Origin of the sequence: Paenibacillus sp. OK060, from assembly GCF_900101205.1 — a bacterium.
In the GTDB taxonomy this organism is placed as follows: domain Bacteria; phylum Bacillota; class Bacilli; order Paenibacillales; family Paenibacillaceae; genus Paenibacillus; species Paenibacillus marchantiae.
Genome location: NZ_FNFR01000006.1, coordinates 159,071 through 185,207, shown reverse-complemented (window position 1 = coordinate 185,207; position 26,137 = coordinate 159,071). Strand labels below are relative to the sequence as shown.

Genomic DNA, 26,137 nt, shown 5'->3' with positions numbered 1-26,137 from the left:
TGTGTTTCCTCCTTGGTTTTACAAAAATGAATGAACCACGGGTCAGTCTACAATGAATATACCCATTTCTTTCGCATTCTAATAAGAAGCCGCAAAAAATTCACAGGATCGTTGTCTGGATACCCTGCGGTTTGCCGCGCTCTTATTCGCTGTGCTACGTCTCAATGTACGCTGGTTGAAGCAGAAATATGTTAATGGCATGGACTTCTTTCTTATTCATTTGGCTGGTAAGTTTATCTATATTCGTTCACAACGTTCTGCTATACTCAAATTTAGGACAAATGTAATCGGTGGGAAGACACGGCGAAGCTGCTCCGAAAGGAGGTGGAGCCGTGTCTCTTGATTTGATCGTGAAGATTCTGGACGCTTTATTAAAGATCGTCAGTATTTGTACTGGCCTGAGAACTTTATTCAGCGTTAAGAAGACACGTAAGAACAAGAAAAACCACCGACGATAGGTTGGCCCCTTAATTCGGTGGTTTTTCATGCATTTGAAATTCGCGCCGTGGTCACCCATCGGTCTTTTGTCTGGATATCCGCAATGTTAGCGCATTGCGGATATTTTCATATTACCCAGAACTGCTTTCTAATATGACAATAACATATACTTCAATTCACTACAACTCACTACAAACGTACAATTATCATTTTGATATTGTGATAAAATGCTAATTCTCAGAGGGAGAGGAAGAAGGTTGTTTACGAGAGAAACGATGGAGAAGCAACAAACGTGGTTTTATGTCGTCGCCCTATTCGTGGGAGCAGCGATTGGGCTGGGCACCCCTGAATGGGGGTCAGCGCTGCATTATATGGTTTCACCTGTACTTGCCATTTTGCTATATAGCATGTTTGCACAGATTCCTTTTTTACAGCTTAAAGAATCCTTATCCAACCTGCGATTTATTGGAGCTTTGTTGGTGGCTAATTTTATCGTAGTGCCTGTGGTCGTGTGGTTGTTAACCCTGGCGTTTCCGCAACCTCCTGCCGTGCTCATTGGCGTTTATCTGGTACTGTTAACGCCCTGCATTGATTACGTCATTGTTTTTACACAGTTGGGTCGGGGCAATGAGAAATTGATGCTTGCTGCAACGCCAATCCTGTTTGTTATACAAATGGTCTTATTACCAGTATATTTGTGGCTGTTCATAGGGAAGGAAGCGGCACAGGTCATGCAGGTGGGGCCTTTCGTGGAGGCTTTTCTGTTCCTGATCGTTATTCCGTTGCTGTTGGCTATTCTTACGCAAGTTGTGACCAAAGGCAAAGCCGGAGGAGAACGGGTGATGAACGCAACCGCTTGGCTGCCTGTACCCATGATGGCTCTGGCCTTGATTGTGGTTGTCGCATCGCAGATCGGGAAGGTCTACAATGATTTTGCTGTAATTGTGGATGTTCTGCCCATTTATATTATTTTTCTAGTTGTTATGCCCTTCATATCACGAATCGTAGTGGCTCTATTTCGATTGAATACAGGCGAAGGCAGGGCCGTTATTTTCAGTGCAGGGACCCGAAATTCACTTGTCGTTCTGCCATTGGCACTTGCATTGCCGCAAGAGTGGGCCACAATTGCTGCCGCAGTGATAGTAACCCAGACGATCGTCGAGCTTGCGGGAGAGTTAATCTATATTCGTATTGTTCCTGCTGTCATACTACGGGATCGCTGATTCCTTTAGAAAAGAAGATCAGGGTGTATCCATTAAGATGCATCCATATATGTAAAAAGGAAAGGGGCAATTCCCTGAGTCATGAACATGACGGGATGCCCCTTTTATCGTTTAACGAATCGAGCACGTTCTAGTAGACGAAACGAATTTCCACAGATCCGGCGGCTCAATTAAGCATTTCCGCCAGATAACGTTTTACGGTATTCCCCCGGTGTGATGCCCTCCATTTTTTTGAACACTTTACTGAAATACTTCTCATCCTGATAGCCGACCATCTCCGAGATTTTTGCAATTCGTAGTGAAGGGTTCTGTAACAGCAGCTTGGCGTTATTGATTCGCAGTTTGCCCAAATACTCCGACCAATTCAATCCGAACTGCTGTTTGAATTTGCGAGATATATATTCGCGACTCAAGTAGAACCGGGCAGCAATCTGCTGCAGAGACAGGTCCTCTTGATAATGAGCATCCATATAACGTGCAATCTCACTCATTGGGTCCGGTGTTGCATGATGATGTGCAGTGAGGGCTTTTCCGGCTGCGAGCAACCGCTGTTCCAGCAGGGAGCGGAGCAAGGGCAGCGATAACAGTCCGTCACGGTCCAAAGGTAACTCAGCGAATGGAATGGATTGTTCCTCTATCGCTTCATCTTCATCCTTCGGTGGAGCGCCTGCGGCATCGTCGAGCCAACGGCCAATCATCCATTCCATTTCATCCATCCATTGCTGTATCTGCTCCGCTGTTATGACATCGAGCCGGGTGATGGGATCAATCCATTCTGCAACGGCATTGGACACGATGGAAGCGCGCCCGCTCATAGATGCCAGCCGTAAGGACTCCTCAAAGGTAGATAACCGCAGCCCTTTGTTTCCGTTGGAGGACTCCATTGCATCGTGAATACACTGCTTCGTTTGCAAGGCATTGCGTCGCCACAACCGCAAACTAGCTTCCTGATAGGCTCCCGAGGTCCCCGTAGGATAAAACTCACAGCTGGATATACCAAAATGAAGACGGCGTTGAATGGTCTGCTCCAGACCATCGTTCACTTTTTCGAGAATGGTTTGAAGTGTCGAGCATTGACCCCAGTATAGGAGAACGACTTCATCCGGCTGATCAAGCTGGCGGAACACGACACCTTCAGCAGGCGGGGATAACATCTCCGCACAGATATTCAGCACGGAGAATACGAGCAAATCAGGCTGACTACGATATTTTGCCAAGCATTGAGCATCGAGATGGGAAAGGCTGGTGACTGCCACACTGCAACTGTCGATCTGCTTGGGCAGATTTAATTCATCCCGCAGCCGCTGGAATTGGGTGTTATTGCTTCCGCGTCCAACGACAAGCTCTGTGAGCAGTCTGTCATGATAATGCGGACGCATCTGATTGACCACCATGGATTGTCTTGTGGACTGCACACGAACAGCATCGTCTTCTTTCCAGGCGTCGACTGCTCTAAATAAGGATGAATTCAGTTCGTCTGCTTCGACTGGTTTGAGCAGGTAGTCCGTACCTCCATATCGAATCGCATGCCTGACCAGTTCAAAATCATCATACCCGCTGATGACCAGTACCTTGCTGTGCGGGGCATGAACAGATATCCATTCGAGCAGAGCCATACCATCCTTGCCAGGCATTCGCATATCGCTGAGTACAATTTGCGGTTGATGAGCCGTAATGGCAGCGACCGCTTCGTGACCATCTGCCGCTTCATATAAGGTATCAATTCCTGCGGCTTCCCATTGACCAAGCAGCTTAATCGCATCGCGGACGTGTTTTTCATCATCGACAATCAAGGCTTTCATGTTGTTCACTCTCCCGCGTATATTTTGACTATGATCTGCACGCCATTCGGCTCCAGATTGCTAATCGTAAGCGTTGCATTGTATCCCGGAGGTGAGTTCAGTTGGAGTCTGCGCATCACATTACGCAGTCCAATTGACTCGGTTTCGTCCGGTTCCTGTGAGGAATCGGAAGATATAGATGCCGGATGCAACCAACGCTGAATTTCGGACAACTTGTCTTCCGGAATGCGCGGTCCGTTATTTTCCAGCCGAATCTGAATCCAATCGTCAGGCGTTCGCTGACTGGATATGCGTATCCTGCCTTTGCCAGGCTGAACATCCGCTCCATGCTTGAAGTAATTCTCAATTAAAGGCTGCAAGGTCATCCTCGGCATTTCGGCCCGCAGGGTATCTTCGGCAAAATCCAGTTCAACCTCCAGGCGGTCACCGAACCGCTCTTTTTGCAGTTCCAGATAGAGTCGTGCATGCTCGGCTTCTTCGTTCAAAGTGACCCGGGTCTGGTCACGCATGCTGTAGCGCAGCATTTTGGATAGGGAAGATAGCAGCACATACACCCGTTGTCCTTGCTGTTGAAGCGCAAGTGTACCGATGGATTGCAACGTATTATACAGAAAATGGGGATGAATCTGGGCTTGCAGCGCTTTAAGTTGATTCGTTTTATTCGCAATTTCAAGGCGATATTCCCGCAAAATCAAGTTGTTCACCGTATCCATCATATCCCGGAAATGACGGGCCAGCACACCAATCTCGTCCCGACTCGTTAAACGGATATCCACATGCAGGCGTCCTGCCTGAATCTGGTTCATATAACGCATTAATTGCTTGAGCGGTCCGGTGATCCGGATCGAGATGAACAAGGTTGCCACAATGACCAATAACAGCGCAGCAATAGCGATCATGGCATTATTCCACGTTAGAGTGGTGGCACTCGCGTACAGCGTTTCATTCGGAATCTGTTTTACAATGGTCCAGTCTGCAAATTGGCTTCCTAATTGCTGATACACATACATTGAATGATCTTGTTCAAAATGCCCTGAAGCGGTCTGTACTGTCCCTTCACCGGAACGTGCTGAATTCAGCTCAGTCGCTGCTTCCTGCCGTAATGCATCCGTTCCGCTGACTTCCGACTTTCCTTCGAAAATGATCTGGTTCTTATTGTCGATGACATAGATCTGTTCCTTTGTCGGATCATACAGTCTGCTGCAGATTTCGGCAATGGTATCCATGTTCAAATCGATGGCGAGCACACCCAATCGTTCTGTCGAAGGTACATCCTTGATCACACGGTGAAGGGTAATCACTGTTCTTGGAGGATCATCCGCTGACGCTGCCTTGAAGCCGTAAGAATGACTAAGGTGAGCCGATTCGACCCAGATATCCGGGCTTTTATCGTTCGATTTTCCATGAAGCGAGTCGGAGTAGGCCTGTTTGCGTTCTTCCCGCTTCGGGAAAGGATTGGCAATTAATGTCGATTGATTGGCAGCAAAAGAGTGCAGATACAGCTGGAATACATCGGGCACAGCCGAACGTATCGTCTGCAGAGTGGTGTATACCTCGGCAACTGCGCGATAGTCGCCGGGGATTTTCGCCAGATTTCGCAGAAAATTCGGATCGTTGTACACAGCAAGCGAAGCTCTTGCCACGTTATCCACGTAATTGTTGAGATTGGTGGACGCCTGAAAGATTAGGCGTTTGTTCTCTGCGACGGCCTGCTCACGCAGGGCGGTCTTAGTCTGGATAAACGTCATGCTGATGGATGCCAGCAGCGGGATCGTCGTGGCAATGAGCATAAAAGCGATTAGCTTGGTGCGAATGCTGTAGTATTTTGACATCGTTACACCCCTTCTGGTTGCAGGTTAAGAGAGGACAATATTTTACACCCAACTGTTCACCAGGGTCGGTGTTTCCCTGTGCGAGAATGGGGTTTAATAGAACAAGAGACCAATTTCATCCATCTATAGAAGGGGAGAACGATATGAAGCATCGCAAATCTTCACAGCTGTTACAGCAGCTTGTGTTCGTGGGTCCCTCCATCGTCTTTTTTATTCTCATTATCGTGGTCCCTTTCCTGCTTGGCATGGTATATTCCTTTACCGACTGGAACGGGGTGTCGGCGAACATTCATTGGGTAGGATTCGATAATTTCAAGCAAATTTTTGCGAATGATCCCAAGTTTCTATCTGCGTTTTGGTTTACGGTGCGCTTCACCGTGGTTGGTGTAATTTTGACCAATGTTATCGGTTTTTTCCTGGCGTATTTCCTGACCAAGCCGCTCAAGACGAGAAACTTTCTGCGCACGATCTTTTTTATGCCTAACGTGATCGGTGGATTGTTGCTCGGCTTTATCTGGCAGTTCATATTTGTGAAAGGGTTTTCAGCAGTAGGCGACGTAACAGGTTGGTCCTTCTTCAACCTCCCTTGGTTAGGAGACGAGCCAACGGCCTTCTGGGGTATCGTCATTGTATTTGTTTGGCAGACCGCAGGGTATCTGATGGTCATCTACATCTCGTCCTTGACCAACGTATCACCTGATCTGCTGGAAGCTGCCGAAATTGATGGTGCCAGCCGCTGGCAGGTACTGCGCAGCATTATTTTCCCGCTCATTATGCCGGGAGTCACAATCTGTCTGTTCCTTGCCATCTCCTGGTCATTCAAAATGTTCGATCTCAATCTGTCGCTGACCAAAGGCGGACCGTTTGGATCAACAGAATCGGTAGCTCTGAATATTTACAATGAGGCTTTTGTGAATAATCGGTACGGCATCGGTACAGCCAAAGCACTTGTGTTCTTCGTAATCGTTGCCATTATCACCATGATTCAGGTGCGTGTGACGAAGAGCAAGGAGGTGGAGGCATAAATGGAAACGTCAAAAAATTACCGCTTCAGTACCATTGTAACCGAGATTGTTATGGTGCTCATTGGATTATTGTTCCTGGTTCCGTTTTACTTCCTGTTTGTCAATTCGGTCAAAACATTTGGTGACCTGCTTACCAATTCGGCAGCATGGCCAGAGGTATTCCAATGGGGCAACTATGCGAACGCCTGGGAGAAAATCAAGTTCCCATCAGCGCTGATGAACTCGCTCATCGTCACTGTAGTCAGCAATCTGCTGCTGGTGTTGATCAGCTCCATGGCGGCCTACCGAATGGTACGCAGCGATACACGCTTCAACCGGATTTTGTTCGGCATGTTCATTGCCGCTATGGTGATTCCGTTTCAGTCTATCATGATTCCACTCGTTACCGTAACCAGTAATCTTGGACTGATCGACAGCCTCTTCGGACTCATCATCTGTTATCTCGGTTTTGGCGCACCGATGTCCATCTTCCTGTTCCACGGATTCGTCAAATCGGTTCCACTCGAAATTGAAGAGGCAGCTCGGGTGGATGGAAGCTCCGCCTACGGCGTGTTCTTCCGGATTGTATTCCCGCTTATGAAGCCGATGTATGTAACCGTCATCATCCTGAATACACTCTGGATCTGGAATGACTATCTGCTGCCATCCCTGATTCTGCAAAGCTCCAATTTGCGTACAATTCCGATTGCGACCTTTGCGCTCTTCGGACAATATACGAAGCAATGGGATCTTGCCCTGCCTGCACTGGTGCTTGGTATCATGCCAATTATCATCTTCTTCCTGCTGATGCAGAAATACATCATTCAGGGGATTACTGCTGGATCCGTTAAAGGGTAAGTGCGAGGGCGGACCGCTCCGTGATCATGTGCGCTTACGGTCGCTGTTGCTCCTCGGTGGCCTGAATGAATTCAGGTAAAGAAGCCACCGAGTATCAAAGGCGAACGCTCCGCTCCTCCAGCGCATCATGATCCCTCCGCTCCGACCTCGCACGGAGGTGTGCAAGGGAGTCATGCCCGCTAAGCATGGGCCTGACTCCTGAGGGGAAATGATAAAAAGATGGTCAAAGTTTTAACGAACTCACCGCATCTTATGAGGTGAATAATTGAGGCATGCAAAGGGGAAGCACCGATTCGGTAACGGTTGTAAATCAATCGCCCCCTGCATCCTGGTGGCTAAAAAATGCAACGAAGCTGTTATACTGAAACTACTATAGGGAGAGTGTATGTATGAAAAGAATGACCAAGTTGACGTTGCTTATGCTGATTGCTTTTTCTGTAATGCTTGCGGGTTGTGGCAACGGAGATAAGAGTGGAAGTCCTGTCAAAACAGACGGCCAAGGTGGCGGAGAGGCTGCTGCAGGAGACAAAACCATTAAAATCTTTCAATTCAAAGTCGAAATTGCGGAAGCGCTTAACCGTCTCAAAGCGGAGTATGAATCCTCTCATCCAGGCATCAAGTTGGACATTCAGACCGTGGGTGGCGGCAGTGACTACGGCGCTGCATTGAAAGCCAAGTTCGCTGCTGGCGAACAACCGGACATCTTCAACGTTGGTGGTTATCGTGAACTGGACACATGGCTCGAATACCTGGAAGATCTGTCAGGTGAAGCATGGGTAAAAGATGTGCTTGATGTTGCCAAAGAGCCAATGACCAAAGACGGCAAACTGTATGGACAGCCGCTGGCATTGGAAGGCTATGGCTTCATTTATAACAAAGATCTCTTCCAAAAAGCAGGCATCACTGAAATTCCAACGACACTGGAACAATTGGATCAGGCTGCACAGAAACTTCAAGCCGCAGGCATTACCCCGTTCTCCAATGGATATCAGGAATGGTGGGTACTCGGCAATCATAACGTAAACGTGGCATTTGCGAATCAGGCAGATCCGGTGAAATTTATTCAAGGTCTTAACGAAGGTACGGAGAAAATCCCTGGCAATCAGGTGTTCACGGACTGGATGAACTTGCTCGACTTGACGCTGAAATACAGCAACAAAAACCCGCTGACAACCGACTACAACACACAGGTAACCCTGTTTGCCACTGGAGAAGCAGCGATGATGCAGCAAGGGAACTGGACACAGGTACAAATTGATGGCATCGATCCTAATCTGAATCTCGGCATTCTGCCGATGCCAATTACGAATGAACCGAACGACAAATTGTTTGTTGGCGTACCTAACTACTGGGTTGTGAACAAGAATTCGCAAGTGAAACCGGAAGCGAAAGAGTTTCTGGAATGGCTCGTGACATCTGACATCGGGAAACAGTATATGACCAAAGAATTCAAGTTTATCCCGGCGTTCAGTTCCATTCAGGCATCTGAAGAGGATCTGGGTGATCTCGCAACCGATATCATGAAGTACAGCCAGGAAAACAAAACATTAAGCTGGAACTTTAACCGTTTCCCTGAAGGCGTTCCACAAGAATTCGGTAGTACGATTCAGGCTTATGTAGCAGGTAAATCGGACAAAAAAGCCCTGCTTGATGCATTGCAGCAAAACTGGGATAGTCTGAAAAAATAATCACTCGGATTAGCTATCCGTATAAGTAAAATAGTGCTGTCTCATCCTTGAATGGTTATCCACATACTAATATCCACAGGCTATTGGAGCCATTCGCAAATGATATGAATAAGTAGTCAACTTAAATAGGTCAACCAGAATTATATTCTGGTTGACCTATTTTTTAGTTTTTGGACTCCGCTAGCGCAGATCGGAAGAATAGCATGAGATAATGCTCCTGAAATGTGGATAACCTCATCATATATAGAGGCTCAATAACCTATTTAACACAGAGTTAATACTATATGTGGATATCCTGTGTGTACAATGTTCTAAATGTGGACAAGTTCGAGAAAATTGGGGCAAAGATGATCTTTTGTTAACTACATAACTTGCGTTTGTTTAATTAGTACTATATAGTTCTATTTATGACAAATCAAAAATCGATCTCAGGTTCTGTGAAATCCAAAAGTTCAAATCCGGTTAATCGGACCAAGGCAGTCGAAGTGGCTGCTCAGTTATTTTTGCGTCAGGGATACAGCTATGTCAGCATGGATGAGGTCGTGCGGGCAAGCGGGGTATCCAAATCGAATATCTATTACCATTTCAAAAACAAGGAGGAATTGCTCCAGGCCGTGGTGCAGTACTGGATTGCCCAGTATGAATCGGAGCTCTACCTGCTGCTCAGTCAGCGTGAACGAGAGGTTACAGAACGGATCTATTCGTTCATGGCGTTACTGTCCGCAGGCATGGAAGGGCGCGATTATAAAGGAAGTTGTCCGTTTATTACATTGTATATGCAGACACCAGCCAGCGCACCCGAAGTGAAAGAAAGCATAGCCCGTTTCTTCCGTGAGCTGCAGCCGATGATGGAAAAGCTGTTGCAGCAAGGGGTGGATCGTGGCGAATTTCGTAAAGGGATTGAGCCGGGACCCGCGGCTGCATTATTTATCGCTGCATTCGAGGGTTCACTTGTACTCGCGGAGACTGCGCGTGATATAGGGATTATTGAACAATCAGCACGTACATTTTGTCAGATGCTTCGGTAAACGAAGCTCTTTTTTTGAATACAACTAGTACTATATAGTACTAAAATAAATAGGGGTAAAAGGGAGAGAGATTAGAAATGAGTATACATAATTCATCATTATCAAATGCAGAACGTAAGACTGACCTCAATCCAGCTATGAACAACATGGCGACTGAATCAACGACTATTTTGATGACGGGCAGTACCGGATTTATAGGCAAGGAGGCAGTGAAACAACTTGGAGACAGTGAAGCGCAGTTATTACTGCTTGTACGCTCTGAATCCAAAGCGAGGATGGTTCTGAATGCATATGGAGTAACGGATTTCAGCCGAATAACGTATATTCAGGGGGATTTGTCAGCTCCAGGCCTCGGTCTGACCGAAGCTGATCGTGAGCGTGCTCATCAGGCCAATATCATAATTCATGCAGGTGGGACGATGGATGTCACATTGCCACCGAAGGTGGCAGAACAGATTTTTATGAATGGAGCAAGAGGCATGGCCGAACTGGCCGAAGAAATCCAGCGTACACACGGATTGAGGCACTTTATCCACGTGGTTGGTTTTATGAGTCCCTATGGAAGGAAGGATTCTCCGCCCATATCTTCAACGAATGAAGATGTTGGGGATAAGTCGAGCGGGCAGAAGTCATTGATTAGCAAAGCCTTCCATTCGGAAAGTGCTTATGAACATATGAAATTCGAAGCCGATCGTTATATTCGACAGCATGCAGAACAATATTCGTATGTCTTATCTGTTGTAAACCCGAGTACAATCGTGGGTCCATATCCCACTGGAGCAACCGAACAAACGGGCGGAATTGGCATGATGATACAGGCGATGAGAAGGCGTAGAATGCCGGTGATTCCCGGTGGTCTACAGCACTGGTTGCCCCTCGTATCCAATGACGTGGTTGCACAGACCCTTGTTTTCCTGACTCAGGACAGCAATCCATCCTGCGGCACATATCCCCTGTTGTCCAGAAAAGCGGACAGTCCGGATATGAAGGAAATGATTCGGTTACTAGCGGCGGAGTTGGATGTATCTGCACCTCGATGGTCAGTACCCCTGCCCATGATCCATGCAGCGATGAAGGCTGGTGGCACAAAGATTAGCGGAATACCGCCCGAATCAATCGCGTTTATTACCAAACAGGAGTTTGAAGTGCAGCAAACGGAAGGGTTGTTTCAGCGAATGGGACTAAAATTGCCTGAAGTTAGTGAGTTATTACCTTACGTAACAGCTGATTTGGATTATCGTTTCAGCTATCCTGCACAGGAGGATTTACCTCAGGGTTGGACTCGAACACGTAAGGGAAGTCTTGCGGTGCTGGTCCATGAGGGCAAGGGGGAGCCTTGGGTGATTGTTCATGGTTTGATGAGCAGTGCTGACGATATGATCCCGCTGGGAGATGCGGTATGGAGTATGACGGGAAACCCGATATGGCTTGTCGATCTTGCCGGATTTGGGCGTTCTCCGGTTCATCGGAACAAGGTAAGAGGGACGGCCTTCAAAGGGCAGGTCGAAGGGGTGCGAAGTGTGCTGGATGAGATACAAGGTCCGGTCAAACTGGTAGGACATTCTGTTGGGGCAGCCATAGCCGCGGCGGTGATGCAGGAGAGTGGACGTGAAAATATCCAGCTTGCCATGCTGCAGCCCGTATGGGGAGCCTCGAAAGATGGTATGCAGCGCCTAATATCAAGACTCCCGAGAAGAATGCTGCAAGGACTGTTATCTCGGATGTCTCCACAGCAATTGGCTGGGCAGTTAAAAAGAGCAGAGGCTGCGGGGATCAATCCAACCGTGCTGGAAGGTTATGCGAGGAGATCTTCTTCTGGTATGAAGTCTCCTCGCATCGCAGGAGCGAATGCTGATTTGCTCCACTGGATACAGTCCCATCCAAATGATAAAGTGTCACAGACAAGTGCAGATGCGCAGCGCACACTCATGGTTTGGGGGACGAACGATAAGGGATACACGCGCCCCGAAAATATCCATTCATCCGTTCAACGTGTGGAACTTCCCTATGGGCATCACTTTCCCCTGTTTCATGTGGAAGAAACAGCTTCACTGCTTGTGAAATGGCAAATGAAGAGACGGTAAGCGAAGAAATGAAGTGTGCATTCCCTAAATTACAAAATATTCAGGTAGCTCGATAATAAAATGTTAAATTATATTACACATACAGTTAGATAAACGGAATGAAAACGTTATTTTCACTCCCATTTATACTTGTCGCACAATAAAACGATGCTCATTTTGGCAAGGCAGTACATTGTGACCCTCTTCTGAACTGCGATAGACTTGATTTCAAGATCAACAGCTAAGAGGAGGATGTGTACGATGCCACTTCAAAAAACGTTATTGGCACTGGACGCGCTGGACAGCGCTTATGTAAATGGTGAAAGTGTAAAGCAACTATTTGTTCAATATCCACAGGTTTCAGTTGAAGTGCTGACCGTACAAGGGGAAAAGGGAAGTACGGATTTTGTTAAAATCATCATCCCTGGTACAAACGGCAAGTTGTCAGGAGGGCAGGCCCCGACCATGGGGATTGTCGGACGACTGGGTGGAATCGGCGCCCGTCCAACACGCATTGGACTCGTTTCGGATGCAGATGGCGCCGTCGCTGCTGTAGCAGCAGGACTGAAACTCGCCGATATGCAGACCAAGGGTGATTCGCTCAAAGGTGATGTCATTGTGACTACGCATATCTGTCCGGATGCCCCGACTCTTCCGCATGAACCGGTGGATTTTATGGACTCTCCGGTCGACATTTTGCAGATGAACGAACATGAGGTTCTGCCAGAGATGGAAGCTATTTTGTCCATTGATACAACCAAAGGAAACCGGGTGATTAACCATAAAGGCATCGCCATTTCGCCCACGGTGAAAGAGGGATATATTTTACGGGTGAGCGATGATTTGCTCCGAATTATGGAGATGACCACAGGGCAGCTGCCTGTGACCTTCCCGATTACGACGCAGGATATTACGCCATATGGCAATGACTTATACCATATCAATTCCATTTTACAGCCAGCTGTGGCTACACATGCACCTGTTGTAGGCGTGGCCGTAACCGCTCAATCCGCAGTTCCGGGATGCGGCACAGGAGCGAGCCATGAGGTTGACATTGCAAGCGCAGTTCGTTTGGTCGTGGAGACAGCCAAGGAATTCACGAATGGCACCTGTTCTTTCTACAATGTGGAGGAATATAACCTGATTACTCGTCTGTATGGATCAATGAAAGTACTTCAGACACCAGGAATCCAGGCAGCTCCGTCTGCATAGTTTAGTCGAGAAGGTCACGGTTGAAGCGGCAGTTAAAAATAATGCTGTGGACATACGTGGCTTCTACAGCCGATCTGATATGTAGGAGGCTATAACATGACCAAGCAGCTAGGCATGATTACGATTGGACAAGCTCCACGAACCGATGTTGCGCCTGTCTTAGAAAAGTACCTGGAGGGGCGGGCGGAACTCCTTCAGGTCGGGGTGCTGGACGGACTGTCGGCAACTCAGATCGCTGCGCTGGCCCCGGAATCGGGTGAATATGTGTTGACTTCCCGTCTGCAGGATGGCAGTGCAGCTATCGTATCCCGTGAAAAAATCAGACCGATGCTGAATCAAAAGATTCGTGAATTCGAAGCCATGGGTGTCTCCAATATTCTGCTGCTGTGCACAGGTTCCTTTCCGGGTCTGCGTTCAGCTAAAGTGCACCTTATTGAGCCTGATCGTATTATTCCTCCAGCCGTACAGGCCATGGCCGATGGCCGCCGTCTGGGGCTTATTGGACCTTTGGCAGAGCAAGCGGGACAGCTTGATTTGAAGTTTTCCTCCCTGGTCCAGCCTGCGTTTGCCGCTGCTTCTCCCTATACAGCCGGCGAGGCTGAGTTTCGACAGGCGACGGAATCATTAAAGGGGCGTGTTGAACTCATTTTACTGGATTGCATGGGGTATGATGAGCGCCACCGGCAATGGGTTGCCAATGCCAGCGCAGGAATCCCGGTCATTTTGTCGAATGCTCTAATGGGTAAACTAGTAGCGGAAATGGTCTGACACAGGAGGAGACGAACCAATGAACCAGCAACGAATTGACGTCAGTAAAAATGTTTTGGTGGAATGCCTTGGACTTCGCAGTGGTGAGACACTGGCTGTCGTAGCGGATGATGCCAAGAGAGAGCTGGCCGAATCCATATATGAGGCAGGCAAGGCACTGGGAGCAGATGCGGTACTAATGGTGATGAAGGAACGGAGCAAATCCGGTGAAGAGCCGCCTGCGCCGATTGCCGAAGCGATGAAGCGTGCAGATGTCGCGGTATGCGTAACCCGTTATTCACTAACCCATACGCAGGCGCGTAAACAGGCGGCAGCTGCTGGAACCCGGGTAGCCACGATGCCGGGCATGACGGACGATATGTTCATGAACGGTGCCATTACCGCAGAATATCCCAAAGTGAAGGCTTTGACAGATAAGGTCACTGCCATGCTGAGTGCAGGGAGAAATGTCCGTATCGAGAAAGATGGACACCAGCTGTCATTCTCTATTCAGGGACGTAACGGCGTGCCAAGTACAGGTATGTACCTCAATCCAGGTGAGTCCGGCAATTTGCCTTCCGGTGAAGCTTACATCGCCCCCGTTGAAGGTATTGGAGAAGGTGAAATCCTGGTGGATGGCTCAATTGCAGGAATAGGTGCGATCGGTGAACCTGTTCTATTGACGGTTAGAGAGGGCCGCCTTGTTACGGCAACTGGCGCTGAAGGAGACAAGCTGTTATCCATGCTGGGCGAAGGTGATGGTCGAATTCTTGGCGAGTTCGGCATTGGCACCAATGACAAGGCTCGAATTACAGGTGTTGTCCTGGAGGACGAGAAAGTCTACGGTACGATTCATGTTGCTTTTGGAAGTAACAATACCTTTGGTGGCACAGTCGCAGCAGGTGTTCACATTGATGCCGTTGTGCAGAAGCCGGATGTGTACATTGATGATGTGTTGATTATGCGTCAGGGAGAGCTGCTCGATCAATAATAGAGCAGAATATTCAAGGGATAACCTTGTGGATCAAAAAAAGGGTATGAGAGCGTATGCACAATATATCCACAGTGGGGACCAATGCGTAAATTACGCGGTAGATTTAGCGACAAATACACAACATATTCACAATATATAAAGAGATATCCACATAATTGGGGGTAACTATCAACAGTTTGTGGGTAACATATACACAAGATATCCACAGCCTGGGGAGGAATGCCGATGTTGGGTCTTATCAGAGTGATTACACTTCATCATGAAGAAGATATCCACAGACACGGGGCATTGATTGAAGGACGTTATGGCATTCAGGTTCGGAGTCGCTGCATTCCCGATCAACCGCTGGGGGTATATGATCAGGCCACAGAGCTTGAATCGATTCCCAAAATTGTGGATCTGGCACGAAAACTGGCACAGGAAGGCTGTACCTCTATCGGTATCAGTTGTGCAGCCGATCCGGCTCTTGCAGACATGCGTGCCGCTGTTCACATCCCCGTCTATGGTGCTGGCTCATGTGCTGCACATCTTGCGCTCACATCAGCGGCGCGTGTTGGTGTATTGACCATCCTGGAGGAAGTGCCCTTGCTGATCCGAGGAATACTAGGTGATTCTTATATCGGGATGGAGCGTCCTGAAGGTGTGGTAACCACGCTGGATCTCAACACGTCTCAGGGGCGAATCGCGGCTATGGAAGCGGCCAGAAGACTCAAGGCGAAGGGCGCCGAGTCCATCGTTCTTGCGTGTACTGGTTTTGCAACGATGGGTTTCGCCGTGGAAGTGGAAAAAGAACTGCATATCCGGGCGCTTGACCCGATCTATTCATTGGGAGCAGCCGTGTCTGCGTTGAATATCTGATCTATGGAATGCCGAGTGTGGGTATTGGATGATTTTATATTTGGGTTAATTTGATTTTGACGCCGATGCAGTGTGGATAACTGCATCGGCGTTATTTGTGTTGGATAAGGTTATCGGGGCTCTTGGAATAGCATGGCGCAGGTGTGCTAGGATCATGGGCATAATTTTTTCTGTTTTTTGATGTGAAGCGATAAAGTAATGAATTTATTTTCCATGCCATCAACTTCTACTAACAACGTATTATTATTACTTTAATTTATAGAATCAATATATATCATACGTATATCACAGAAATTCCCGTTTTTTTTGATTAGATAGTCTGGTAAACTATCCAAAAAAATTAGATACAGTATGCAAAAATGATTTGCAAATCTGGCTCAGGGTGGTCGATAGGCTTGAAAACGACAGGTATAACACTAAAAGAACTGTTGAATATTCCTATACTCAGCAAGGCCAAAGTCATTAGTGGGCACCAAGGATTGGATCGGGTTGTACGGTTCGTGGATATTATGGAGGTGCCGGATCTGCAAGGATGGTTGCGAGAAGGCATGCTTATGCTGACGACAGCCTATTCGATTCGTGATAATCCCGGCTTGCTCGGAGAACTAATCTATACGCTTAATGAAGCAGGGGCGGCTGCTTTGGCCATCAAGCCTGCGCGTTTTCTCAAAGAAATTCCGAAAGAAGCCGTTGCAGCCAGTAATGACTGTGGTCTGCCCATCATTGAAATTCCTCCGGAGATACCCTACATGGATATTACGCAACCTGTTATGGAATTGGTACTGGATCGACAGGCTGCACTTCTCCGCAGGTCAGAGGAAGTATATCGGACACTGATGACAATGGTACTTGAAAACAGCGGAATTCAGGCGGTGGGGGACAATGTCGCCGAGCTGCTTCAGGCACCTGTGGGTGTTATCGACAATGCTGGTCAGATGATTGTGTCTTCACCGCCGGATTATGACTGGAAAGAAGCGGTGGACCCACTCGTATGGGAGATAAATCTGGATCGGCGGAAGGTTGCCCGACTGCTGGTGGACAAGGACTCCCTGGATGAAATGGAACAAGTCGGCATTGAGCAAGCCAGATTAGTATTATCCCTGGAATTGATGAGAAACAAGGTGGCGGAAGATACCGAATTACGTCTTCGAGGCAATTTCATTGACGAACTGCTGACACCGCCTCTGCTGTTGCCACATGAAGCCGAATCAAGAGGCCGCAAGCTTGGCATGAATCCGGAGCATTTATGGGAAGTAGCTGTGATGGAAGGGGAGACTGCTCCGGATGAAGACCTATTGACCGAATTGCTTGGTCAGGAGGCCAGAAAACGGAGGGTAGCGCCTCATATTGAGTTTCGGACCAACAGGGCAGTGCTCTTCTTGCCAACACCGGAGTCCCGGGATACGACATGGAAGGATGACGTTCAATCCTGGTCTGATACGATTGGGCTATGGCTCGAAGATCCGGCTAACAAGCTTGGACAATTCAGGACAGGCGTAGGCACCCAGGTTCCACTTTGGAATATGCATCAAAGCTATGGCGAGGCCAGAAATGCACTGCTGGTATCCTCCCGCTTGTCGGGTGGGCGTACAACCCGGTTTGAGGATGTGGAGGTATATCATTTGTTGAGCGAAACGGCGAATGAACCAGGTTTTGCGGCATTGTTTGAGCGGAAACTGGGGAAATTGCGTGCTTATGATGATGAACACAGTGGGGATTTGCTGCGTACGTTTTTTTATTATCTGGAGAGCCGGGGCAGCTTGATCGAGACAGCAAATCGCCTCTATATTCACCGGAATTCCGTGAAATACCGACTGGAGCGAATACGGGATATTACGGGCTTCGACCTGAATCATCCGCGTGAACAATTTGTCTGTCATCTGTGTCTTGTGTACTACTACATGAAGCAGGATAAACAAGAGGTGTAGGTCCTGCCAATCGGATACTCTCTTCTACAGCAAAATCAACAAAGGATGATATGGTAGATATAGGTCGAAAAATAGCGAACTATGTCTTAGGGTGTGATTTAACATGACATAAATAGGAGACATTAGTGCACAATCGACAAACGGTTGTGCTTTTTTTTAGCTAAAAGGGACGTAGTTCGACGCTCGGATTCTAGGTAAAATAAGCACAATTACAAAGAAGAGACGGATAATCAGACAAGTTTTCAAGACTGGGCCGTCCACAGAGAACCGTAAAACAGCAAGTGAGACATCAGAGTTAAAGGGGTTGATCGATTGTTTGCTTACACGCTCCGAAGGCTGCTGCAGATGATTCCGGCGCTGATCGGCATTGTGGTGATTACCTTCATCCTGTCCCGTGTTCTTCCGGGAGATCCCGCCATTGTCATGGCTGGCGAACAGGCCACGGATGATGTCATTGCCAAAATCCGAATGGACATGGGATTGGACAAGCCATTATTTGTACAGTTTTTTAGTTACGTGGGACAGTTGCTTCAAGGGAATCTGGGATTCGCCTACCATACCGGTCATACGGTACTGAGTGATTTCGCTACCCGCTTTCCGGCAACCATTGAGCTGACATTAGCCAGTGTGATTATAGCCATCTGTGTTGCGATTCCGGTAGGCATTATCGCTGCAACCCGAAAAGAGTCCTTTATCGACCACATCTCCAGGGTGTTCTCACTGATTGGAGCATGTGTACCGATTTTCTGGCTGGGACTGCTGTTTATTTACATCTTCTATTCCATCCTCGGCTGGGCTCCAGCTCCAATGGGACGCATCAGCGGAGACCTCAACCCACCGACGCATATCACCGGATTGTACGTGGTAGACAGTCTTATGACCGGAGATATGGTTGCACTCAAAAGCAGTCTTGCTCATTTGCTGCTTCCGGCCATATGCCTGAGCACAGGGACAATGGCGATTGTGGCGCGTATGACCAGGTCCAGCATGCTGGAAGTCATCGGACAGGATTATGTACGTACCGCACGAGCCAAGGGCTTGAGCGAAACCGCGGTCGTTGGCAAACACTCCCTGATCAATGCCTTGATTCCCACGTTGACCGTTCTTGGCCTGCAGTTTGGCGGATTACTCGGTGGTGCGGTTATCACGGAAACTATCTTTTCCTGGCCCGGTGTCGGCGGTTATGTTACAGATTCGATTCTGGCTGCCGACTATGCACCAATTCAGGCATTCACACTGGTAAGTGCCATTCTGTTCAGCTTTATAAATCTGGCGGTGGATCTGGTCTATGGATTGATTGATCCACGAATCCGTTATGAATAGGGTCGCCGCAAAAGGAGGAGTACCGCTGTGAGTACTGCCGCACCGACTTCCATGGGAACCAAACCTGCACCAGCGGTTGTTCCCAAACCCAAAACCTTTCTGAGATTGTTGCTCCGCAATCGGCTCGCTGCTATTGGTCTAGCCTTTATAGTCATGTGGACTGTCATCGCAGCTATTGCCCCCTGGATTGCCCCTTATGATCCGTACGTGACGAATACGGCTGTGAAGCTGGAATCCCCATCAGGTGGTCACTGGTTTGGTACGGATAACTATGGTCGTGACATTCTGAGTCGTGTTCTGTATGGCGCCAGAATCAGCATCTGGACAGGCTTGATTGCCGTCAGCATCTCGTTTGTCATCGGGGTTCCGCTAGGCGGAATTGCTGCTTACTACGGCGGACGTACTGGCAATATCATCATGCGGGTGATGGATGTGTTGCTTGCATTTCCCTCGCTGGTACTCTCCATGGCAATTGCGGCTTCCATCGGCAACGGACTGACGAGTGCCATGATTGCTGTAGGGATTGTAGGTATTCCCGAATTTGCCAGATTGATGTATGGGCAGACCGTATCCCTGCGCGAAAAGGAGTACGTTGAGGCCAGCAGAGCCATTGGTGTCAGAGACAGAGTGATTCTGTTTCGCCATATTTTGCCGAATGCTTTGGCACCGCTGTTGGTACAAGCCACGCTTGGTATGGGCTTTGCCATCTTGACGGCATCCAGTTTGAGCTTTCTCGGTCTTGGCGTCAAACCGCCTACAGCCGAATGGGGGGCCATGATCTCTGAAGGTCGGGAGTATATCATTTCCGGACAATGGTGGCTGGTAACATTCCCTGGACTGGCTATAGCCACATCCATTCTTGGCTTTAACCTGCTCGGAGATGGTTTCCGTGATGTACTGGACCCAAGGTTGCGTTCGGGAAAATAGGGGTTAGTGTCATCGGTCCCTATAGAACCGATTCATAGATAGCTGGATGGTGGAACCAACTTGCGGGGAATACCTGAAATAAAGGCAGGCAAGGTTCCATCACCGGCAGTAGGCAGATTGAATGCTGCTGTGGTTGGTATCAGGAAATGGGTAATTTGCTTTCCAAGGTACTGGTCCACGCATTTACTTTGTCTAATAAAAGCTGCAACGTTTTACAGTATCACATCATAAGACTGGTACAAAAAGGGGAGGAAACTAAACATGAAAAAGCTCAAATGGTTTTCTGCAATGATTGCTCTTACCGTTGTTCTTGGTGGCTGTGCCAGTAATGCCAACCAGCAACCTGCGGCATCCGGCTCAGGAGAGGAAACAAAACCCGCGCCAACACTGACGGTTGCTTACTCTGAAGGTGGAACCACGATGGACCCGGCGGAGGCGAATGACCTGACCTCGGACACATTGGTACTGGCAACCTATGACCAGTTGGTAACCTATGGTGTCAAAACGGTGGATGGTGCTGATGTAGCCAACACGGAGGATATTCAGCCTATGCTCGCCGAGAGCTGGGAAGTGTCTGATGACAATACAATGTATACATTCAAAATCAAAAGCGGTCTGAAATTCCAAAGTGGAAATCCGGTCAATGCGGATGCGGTTGTGTACTCTTTTGACCGTGTATCCAAGTCCAGCTCCGGCAGCTTTCTATACGGAATGGCCGACATCAAGAGCGTGACCGCCAAGGACGACTCCACCGTCGAGATCGTACTGAATAAAGCAAACCACATGTTCACCCAGATCATTGCCATGTATACCTTCTCCATTGTGGACCAGAAGTTGGTCGAGGAAAAAGGTGATGATTATTTGAAAACAAATGCTGCCGGATCAGGCCCGTTCACGCTTGAAAAATGGGACCCGGCCAGTGAAGCGGTCTTCCAGGCCAACAACGACTACTGGCAGGGAGCACCGAAACTTAGCAAAGTCACGCTGAAATTCACGAAGGAAGCCTCCAACCGTGTTCTGCTGCTGAACAAGAGTGACGTGGACATGGCAATCGAGATTCCTCCAAAAGATGTTGCAGCTTTGCAGGAGAACAGTAATTTGGCCATCAAGTCGAATGCGAGTAACCGCATTTTGTTCTTCGCGATGAACAACAATGTCAAACCGTTTGATAATGAAAAAGTGCGTCAAGCCATCAACTATGCGATCCCTTATGACCAATTGATCAACGATGTCATGTATGGTCAGGCCAAAGAGATGAAGAGTGCTGTAGCGAGCAACACACCGGGCTTTACGGATGCAGGCTATGTGTACGAGTACAATCTGGACAAAGCCAAGGAATTGTTGAAAGAAGCAGGTTATGCAGAAGGGTTCAGCTTTGACTTTACACTCGGTTCCGGATTTGACGATTGGGAGTATGATGCGGTTCTGATTCAAGCAGAACTGGCCAAGATCGGTGTCAAAATGAACATTAACAAAGTTGCTCGTGCGCAGTTCCTGGAACAACAAAAAGACGGGAATTTAGTCTCTTACATTTCCAAATGGACTTCTTTTGTTAACGATCCTGGATACCATTTGGGCTTCCTGCTCTACGGTGAAGGCTCTTCCAACTACATTCATTACAATAATGCGGAAGTTAACAAACTGTGGGAAGAAGCAGGCGCCGAACCGGATCAGGCGAAACGCAACGAGCTATACATGAAGGCACAGGAGATTATTACGACAGAAGCGCCATGGGCGTATCTATATGAATACAACCGGGTTGTCGGCATGAATAACAAGGTCAGCGGATACGTGTATTACCCGGATGAGGTTCTGCGTTTCTACCCACTTAGCAAAGAGCAGTAAACGAACGGACGATTTGGGGGACAGGCAGTCATGCCTGTCTTCTGACGATTCGTACTGATCATAATGCAGCCATTATTGAAAGGAGCCTGAACGGGATGGATTGGAAAAGGAAGGTACTTGATGCAATCGAGGAAGGTCAGGATGAATTACTGGAGCTCTGTTCACAACTGATTCGTTTTCCGACGGAGAACCCTCCAGGGGATTCGCGTGAGATTAGTGCTTTTATTATCGAATATTTGCATCAGGCCGGAATTGACACCAAAGTACATGCGGCAAACGAAACGATGTTTAACCTGATCTCGACGTTGAACGGAGAAGGGGCAGACAAGTCAGACAAACATCTGATTTTCTGTGGTCATACGGATGTTGTGCCAGCCGGGGATCTTTCTCGTTGGGATTTTGATCCGTTCTGCGGTGAAATCAAGGACGGATATATGCTTGGACGCGGGGCATCCGACATGAAAGGTGGGCTTGCCGGCTTAATCTTTGCGACGGTTATTCTGGCAAAGTTGAATGTGCCTTTGCGCGGAGATCTGTCGCTAATGATTGTTCCGGATGAAGAAACAGGCGGTGACCTGGGGGTACCATGGGTTCTGGAGCGTGGACTTGCAACCGGAACTGCCGCGGTAATTGCAGAGCCATCCAGCCCGCAGCATCCAACCATTGGACAAAAGGGGAGCTGCTGGTTTGAGTTTACGGTGGAAGGTACACCGGGTCATGGCAGTCTTCAACCCATTGTAGGCGATAATGCGATTGTGAAGGCAGCCAAAGGCATTGAAGCATTGCAGCGTCTATGGGACATCAAGCCAGACATCCCTGAAGAGGTGAAGGATATTATCCGCATCTCGCAGGAATATGCGCGTGATCGGGAGAAGGCAGGTCTGGCCTATCAGGTGTTCGACCATGTAACGGTGAATATCGGTTCAATTCAGGGTGGAACCAAGGTGAATGTGGTAGCGGATCGCTGCACAGTTCAGGTGGACTCCCGCGTTCCATTTGGTGTGGATTACCGCGATGTATTGGACCGTGCTCGCTCGCTTCTGCTTGAAGCAGGAATAGAATCGGAGCTGAAGCCGTTTGGCTTCCAGGGCAACGCCAACTGGACTCCAGCACATGAGCCAATAGTGAGCCAATTGGTGGAGAGCATCAGTGAAGTGAGCGGCGAAGAGGCGTACGGTGTGCTGCAATGGGCATCCAGCGATGCACGCCACTTCCGTAATCATCAGATTCCGGTATTGCAATATGGTCCGGCAGAGCTGTCCACGATTCATAATTTTAATGAAAAAGCACCCGTATGGCAGATTATCCAGTGCGCCAAAGTGTACGCGCTGAGCGCGCTTAAATATTTAGGCGTGGAAGGTATGGAAGATGAGACGTCATTGAAGAATTTGAATGGTGCGGCTTCCGAAGAAGCCACGACGTCCAAGCGCTAATTCTTTTTAAAAGGAGCAAAGTTAAAGGTTCAGAACGTAATGGCATGGGAGGGGAACAACATGACTGAACTGCTCGAAGTTTCGGATTTGCGGACAGAGTTCATTACGGATGCAGGTGTGATACGCGCCGTGGACGGGATCAGTCTTTCCATACGGCAGGGTGAAACGCTGGGTATTGTCGGAGAATCGGGATGCGGGAAAAGTATTACATCGTTATCGATCATGCAGCTGCTCCCCAAAAAGATCGGCCGCGTGGCGTCAGGGGAAGTCCGTTTCCAGGGGAAAGACATGCTTAAGCTGTCCGGGCGTGAAATTCGCCGAATTCGGGGTAACCGAATGGCTATGATTTTTCAGGAGCCGATGACCTCACTCAATCCGGTATTCAAAATCGGCAAACAAATCTCGGAAGCGGCACGATACCATCTGAAGCTGGGCAAAAAAGAGGCTTGGGCACGGTCGGTTGATATGCTTCGCAAAGTCGGCATTCCCCGTCCTGACAAAATTGCAGAACAATACCCGCACCAGCTCTCAGGTGGCATGCGCCAACGGGTGATGATCGCCATGGCGATGGTATGCAGCCCGCAGCTGCTCATCGCAGATGAACCAACAACAGCCCTAGATGTGACCATCCAGGCGCAGATTCTGGACTTGATGCGTGACCTCCAGCGGACGGAAAATATGGCAATCATGATGATCACTCATGATCTCGGTGTTGTAGCTGAGATGTGTGATCGCGTCATGGTGATGTATGCCGGGCAAGTGGTGGAAGAGACGGATGTCAAAACCCTTTTTGCCGATCCCAAGCATCCATATACTCGCGGTCTCTTGGCTTCGCTGCCGCAGCTTGCGGGGGATCAGGATCGTCTTCAATCCATTCCAGGTCAGGTACCGAATCCCGCCCATATGCCGTCCGGCTGTCGCTTTGCTCCTCGTTGTCCGGTGAAGGAAGCACGGTGCGAGACAATACAACCTGAATTACTGGAGACAGCACCAAGTCATAGCTGTCGCTGTCTGCTGCAACAGGAGGGGATTATATGAGTGCGATATTGGAAGTCAGAAACCTCAAGAAGCATTACCCTATCCGCAAGGGCCTGTTCTCCAAACAGGTCGGTGCCGTCAAAGCCGTCGATGGTGTAACGCTGTCTGTGGAGCGCGGGGAAACACTCGCCGTGGTTGGAGAGTCCGGTTGCGGAAAATCCACCACGGGGCGTGCCATCCTGCGTCTGATTGAGCCGACGGATGGTGAGGTGTTCTTCGAAGGCATGGATGTACGGAAGCTTCCGCCAGAAGAGCTGCGCCGTTTCCGTACGGATATGCAGATGGTGTTCCAGGACCCATACGCTTCACTGGATCCGCGCTGGACGGTACAGCGCACACTGGAGGAGCCGCTGCTCACCCACCATAATCTGAAAAAAAACGAGTTGAAAAGCCGAATCGAAGAACTGATGGAAGTGGTTGGATTATCCCCCTATCAGGCACATCGCTTTCCGCACGAGTTCTCGGGTGGACAACGGCAACGGATCGGGATTGCCCGTGCTCTCGCTTTGAATCCCAAGTTCATTGTGTGTGACGAGCCCGTGTCAGCGCTGGATGTGTCGATTCAGGCACAGGTGCTGAATCTGATGCAGGATCTACAGGAACAATTCGGACTGACGTATATGTTCATCTCTCATGACCTGTCCGTTGTTAAGTTCATCAGTGATCGTGTGGCTGTCATGTATCTGGGCAAAGTGGTCGAGCTTGCCCCCACCTCCGAACTGTTCACCGAGGCGCTGCATCCATATACCAAAGCATTGATGTCCGCTGTTCCGGTTCCTGATCCGAATGTACAAAAGGAACGGATCGTCCTGGGTGGCGATGTGCCCAATCCGGAAAATCCACCGTCCGGCTGCACGTTTCATACTCGTTGTCCGTATGTGAAGGACGAATGCCGCTCCGTTATTCCGGAGCTGCGGGAGATTTCACCAGGACGTCAGGTGGCATGTCATTTGTATTAGAGTGATTATTTGAACTGAAAATACGATCAGAAAATGCAAACAAACTCCAGTTTACTTGGGTTCTGTTTGCGTTTTTCTTTTTTTATCTTCTCTTCTGCCATTATTTCTGACGATAGCATCTACATATTAAGAAATGGGTAAAAATTTTTCTCCCTTCAACCGATATAAACACAGAGAATGCAACATGAAATGTAATTATTCATGATCAAGATGACTATAAAAAGCTTCTATTTGAAACTGAAGACAAGAAGGGTATGAAAACATCTATGGATGAGGAAGTTCAAATTCAATACATTAATTTCTCGGTCGGAAATCAGATTTGTGCGCTTCGTATTGATGAAGTTCATGAAATTATCAAAATGCTCCCGGTAACCACCGTTCCTTTTGGCAGTCCTGAGATTAAGGGTTTCACGCCCTTGTACGGCAAAGTGGTCTCTGTTGTAAGTGTACGCGTCCTGCTCGGCTTGCCTGACGAGGAGACTACACCTTCCACGCGTATCATTGTTGTGCCGTACCACGACGATTATGTACCGCTCGTCGTCGATTCCGTGGATTCCGTGGTGATGTATGATCGGTTTGAAGAGCCTACAGAAGAATATCGTCGTTACACAACGGGAATATTCAAGGAAATCGCACACAATGACGATCATGAAGCCGGCATTCTTAATTTGGATGTATTGCTCGGTAATTTAACCAAATCGCAGTAAACGTACTCTGAAATGTTATATACAAAGCACATAACCGCTTGATTATAATAATGCTCCTTACCCCTTTGTGGGGATGAGGGGCATTTTTTAGTGTGATCACCTTATCCTTAATGCAATGACGCGGTGTGTTTCACCTTTTAACAGGCATACATAATATAGTATGAAGTGGTTTGAAGATGGTTTTTTGAAGTAATGTAGCACTTTTTATCCGTAAAAGTTTTTAAATCCGA

At 48.4% G+C, this 26,137-nt stretch carries 20 protein-coding genes; 18 read left to right on the top strand and 2 right to left on the bottom strand.

Annotated elements, in window-relative coordinates:
• Positions 1 to 713 precede the first annotated feature (713 nt).
• Complete coding sequence (locus BLS14_RS22355) at positions 714 to 1,661, top strand: arsenic resistance protein (RefSeq protein WP_256336635.1); 948 nt, start codon at positions 714 to 716, stop codon at positions 1,659 to 1,661.
• A gap of 170 nt (positions 1,662 to 1,831) precedes the next feature.
• On the opposite strand, the gene BLS14_RS22350 is transcribed toward BLS14_RS22355, so the two are convergent.
• On the bottom strand, positions 1,832 to 3,463 hold the full coding sequence (locus tag BLS14_RS22350; RefSeq protein ID WP_090954007.1) for a response regulator: 1,632 nt from the start codon (positions 3,461 to 3,463) through the stop codon (positions 1,832 to 1,834).
• Between the two features lie 5 nt (positions 3,464 to 3,468).
• Positions 3,469 to 5,295 carry a cache domain-containing sensor histidine kinase gene (locus tag BLS14_RS22345; RefSeq protein WP_090810253.1) on the bottom strand — a complete coding sequence of 609 codons (1,827 nt, stop codon included), beginning with the start codon at positions 5,293 to 5,295 and terminating at the stop codon, positions 3,469 to 3,471.
• 143 nt (positions 5,296 to 5,438) lie between these two features.
• Between BLS14_RS22345 and BLS14_RS22340 the strand changes: the two genes are divergently transcribed.
• From BLS14_RS22340 to BLS14_RS22260, 17 genes are all read left to right on the top strand, one after another.
• Positions 5,439 to 6,320 carry a carbohydrate ABC transporter permease gene (locus tag BLS14_RS22340; RefSeq protein ID WP_063567994.1) on the top strand — a complete coding sequence of 294 codons (882 nt, stop codon included), beginning with the start codon at positions 5,439 to 5,441 and terminating at the stop codon, positions 6,318 to 6,320.
• Positions 6,321 to 7,157 (top strand): carbohydrate ABC transporter permease, encoded by an 837-nt coding sequence (locus tag BLS14_RS22335; protein WP_053779743.1) that lies wholly within the window; start codon positions 6,321 to 6,323, stop codon positions 7,155 to 7,157.
• A gap of 389 nt (positions 7,158 to 7,546) precedes the next feature.
• Positions 7,547 to 8,845 (top strand): ABC transporter substrate-binding protein, encoded by a 1,299-nt coding sequence (locus BLS14_RS22330; RefSeq protein WP_063567993.1) that lies wholly within the window; start codon positions 7,547 to 7,549, stop codon positions 8,843 to 8,845.
• Positions 8,846 to 9,252: 407 nt separating this feature from the next.
• A complete protein-coding gene (locus BLS14_RS22325) occupies positions 9,253 to 9,873 on the top strand; it encodes a TetR/AcrR family transcriptional regulator (RefSeq protein ID WP_072734898.1) in 621 nt (206 codons plus the stop codon).
• Positions 9,874 to 9,950: 77 nt separating this feature from the next.
• On the top strand, positions 9,951 to 11,957 hold the full coding sequence (locus tag BLS14_RS22320) for an alpha/beta fold hydrolase (protein ID WP_090954005.1): 2,007 nt from the start codon (positions 9,951 to 9,953) through the stop codon (positions 11,955 to 11,957).
• Between the two features lie 240 nt (positions 11,958 to 12,197).
• Positions 12,198 to 13,148, top strand: a complete 951-nt coding sequence (locus BLS14_RS22315) for a DUF1177 domain-containing protein (RefSeq protein ID WP_072734897.1) — start codon at positions 12,198 to 12,200, stop codon at positions 13,146 to 13,148.
• Positions 13,149 to 13,244: 96 nt separating this feature from the next.
• Entirely contained in the window at positions 13,245 to 13,916 is a 672-nt protein-coding gene (locus BLS14_RS22310; RefSeq protein WP_090954003.1) for an AroM family protein, read from the top strand.
• A gap of 19 nt (positions 13,917 to 13,935) precedes the next feature.
• Entirely contained in the window at positions 13,936 to 14,886 is a 951-nt protein-coding gene (locus BLS14_RS22305) for an aminopeptidase (RefSeq protein WP_063567989.1), read from the top strand.
• Positions 14,887 to 15,114: 228 nt separating this feature from the next.
• On the top strand, positions 15,115 to 15,747 hold the full coding sequence (locus BLS14_RS22300) for an aspartate/glutamate racemase family protein (RefSeq protein ID WP_090954001.1): 633 nt from the start codon (positions 15,115 to 15,117) through the stop codon (positions 15,745 to 15,747).
• 395 nt (positions 15,748 to 16,142) lie between these two features.
• Positions 16,143 to 17,675, top strand: coding sequence for a PucR family transcriptional regulator (locus BLS14_RS22295; protein WP_083584805.1), 1,533 nt, complete (start codon positions 16,143 to 16,145; stop codon positions 17,673 to 17,675).
• A gap of 312 nt (positions 17,676 to 17,987) precedes the next feature.
• Positions 17,988 to 18,998 carry an ABC transporter permease gene (locus BLS14_RS22290; protein WP_170867904.1) on the top strand — a complete coding sequence of 337 codons (1,011 nt, stop codon included), beginning with the start codon at positions 17,988 to 17,990 and terminating at the stop codon, positions 18,996 to 18,998.
• 51 nt (positions 18,999 to 19,049) lie between these two features.
• Positions 19,050 to 19,925, top strand: coding sequence for an ABC transporter permease (locus BLS14_RS22285; protein ID WP_063568004.1), 876 nt, complete (start codon positions 19,050 to 19,052; stop codon positions 19,923 to 19,925).
• A 261-nt stretch (positions 19,926 to 20,186) separates the two neighbouring features.
• Complete coding sequence (locus BLS14_RS22280) at positions 20,187 to 21,770, top strand: ABC transporter substrate-binding protein (protein ID WP_090953999.1); 1,584 nt, start codon at positions 20,187 to 20,189, stop codon at positions 21,768 to 21,770.
• Between the two features lie 95 nt (positions 21,771 to 21,865).
• A complete protein-coding gene (locus BLS14_RS22275; protein ID WP_256336634.1) occupies positions 21,866 to 23,203 on the top strand; it encodes a M20 family metallopeptidase in 1,338 nt (445 codons plus the stop codon).
• Positions 23,204 to 23,263: 60 nt separating this feature from the next.
• Positions 23,264 to 24,241: an ABC transporter ATP-binding protein gene (locus tag BLS14_RS22270; RefSeq protein ID WP_072734891.1), complete on the top strand. Its 978-nt coding sequence runs from the start codon at positions 23,264 to 23,266 to the stop codon at positions 24,239 to 24,241.
• On the top strand, positions 24,238 to 25,200 hold the full coding sequence (locus BLS14_RS22265) for an ABC transporter ATP-binding protein (protein WP_090953997.1): 963 nt from the start codon (positions 24,238 to 24,240) through the stop codon (positions 25,198 to 25,200). Before BLS14_RS22270 ends, BLS14_RS22265 begins: the two co-directional genes overlap by 4 nt.
• A gap of 266 nt (positions 25,201 to 25,466) precedes the next feature.
• Positions 25,467 to 25,907: a chemotaxis protein CheW gene (locus BLS14_RS22260; protein WP_176854689.1), complete on the top strand. Its 441-nt coding sequence runs from the start codon at positions 25,467 to 25,469 to the stop codon at positions 25,905 to 25,907.
• Positions 25,908 to 26,137: the final 230 nt, after the last annotated feature.

Bases quoted from the DNA above. Each gene is read 5' to 3' on its own strand.
- BLS14_RS22300 (WP_090954001.1), top strand. From the start codon at position 15,115: ATGTTGGGTCTTATCAGAGTGATTACACTTCATCATGAAGAAGATATC.
- BLS14_RS22275 (WP_256336634.1), top strand. From the start codon at position 21,866: ATGGATTGGAAAAGGAAGGTACTTGATGCAATCGAGGAAGGTCAGGAT.
- BLS14_RS22325 (WP_072734898.1), top strand. From the start codon at position 9,253: ATGACAAATCAAAAATCGATCTCAGGTTCTGTGAAATCCAAAAGTTCA.
- BLS14_RS22320 (WP_090954005.1), top strand. From the start codon at position 9,951: ATGAGTATACATAATTCATCATTATCAAATGCAGAACGTAAGACTGAC.
- BLS14_RS22285 (WP_063568004.1), top strand. From the start codon at position 19,050: ATGGGAACCAAACCTGCACCAGCGGTTGTTCCCAAACCCAAAACCTTT.
- BLS14_RS22345 (WP_090810253.1), bottom strand. From the start codon at position 5,295: ATGTCAAAATACTACAGCATTCGCACCAAGCTAATCGCTTTTATGCTC.
- BLS14_RS22315 (WP_072734897.1), top strand. From the start codon at position 12,198: ATGCCACTTCAAAAAACGTTATTGGCACTGGACGCGCTGGACAGCGCT.
- BLS14_RS22260 (WP_176854689.1), top strand. From the start codon at position 25,467: ATGGATGAGGAAGTTCAAATTCAATACATTAATTTCTCGGTCGGAAAT.
- BLS14_RS22330 (WP_063567993.1), top strand. From the start codon at position 7,547: ATGAAAAGAATGACCAAGTTGACGTTGCTTATGCTGATTGCTTTTTCT.
- BLS14_RS22335 (WP_053779743.1), top strand. From the start codon at position 6,321: ATGGAAACGTCAAAAAATTACCGCTTCAGTACCATTGTAACCGAGATT.
- BLS14_RS22270 (WP_072734891.1), top strand. From the start codon at position 23,264: ATGACTGAACTGCTCGAAGTTTCGGATTTGCGGACAGAGTTCATTACG.
- BLS14_RS22310 (WP_090954003.1), top strand. From the start codon at position 13,245: ATGACCAAGCAGCTAGGCATGATTACGATTGGACAAGCTCCACGAACC.
- BLS14_RS22265 (WP_090953997.1), top strand. From the start codon at position 24,238: ATGAGTGCGATATTGGAAGTCAGAAACCTCAAGAAGCATTACCCTATC.
- BLS14_RS22355 (WP_256336635.1), top strand. From the start codon at position 714: ATGGAGAAGCAACAAACGTGGTTTTATGTCGTCGCCCTATTCGTGGGA.
- BLS14_RS22340 (WP_063567994.1), top strand. From the start codon at position 5,439: ATGAAGCATCGCAAATCTTCACAGCTGTTACAGCAGCTTGTGTTCGTG.
- BLS14_RS22350 (WP_090954007.1), bottom strand. From the start codon at position 3,463: ATGAAAGCCTTGATTGTCGATGATGAAAAACACGTCCGCGATGCGATT.
- BLS14_RS22280 (WP_090953999.1), top strand. From the start codon at position 20,187: ATGAAAAAGCTCAAATGGTTTTCTGCAATGATTGCTCTTACCGTTGTT.
- BLS14_RS22305 (WP_063567989.1), top strand. From the start codon at position 13,936: ATGAACCAGCAACGAATTGACGTCAGTAAAAATGTTTTGGTGGAATGC.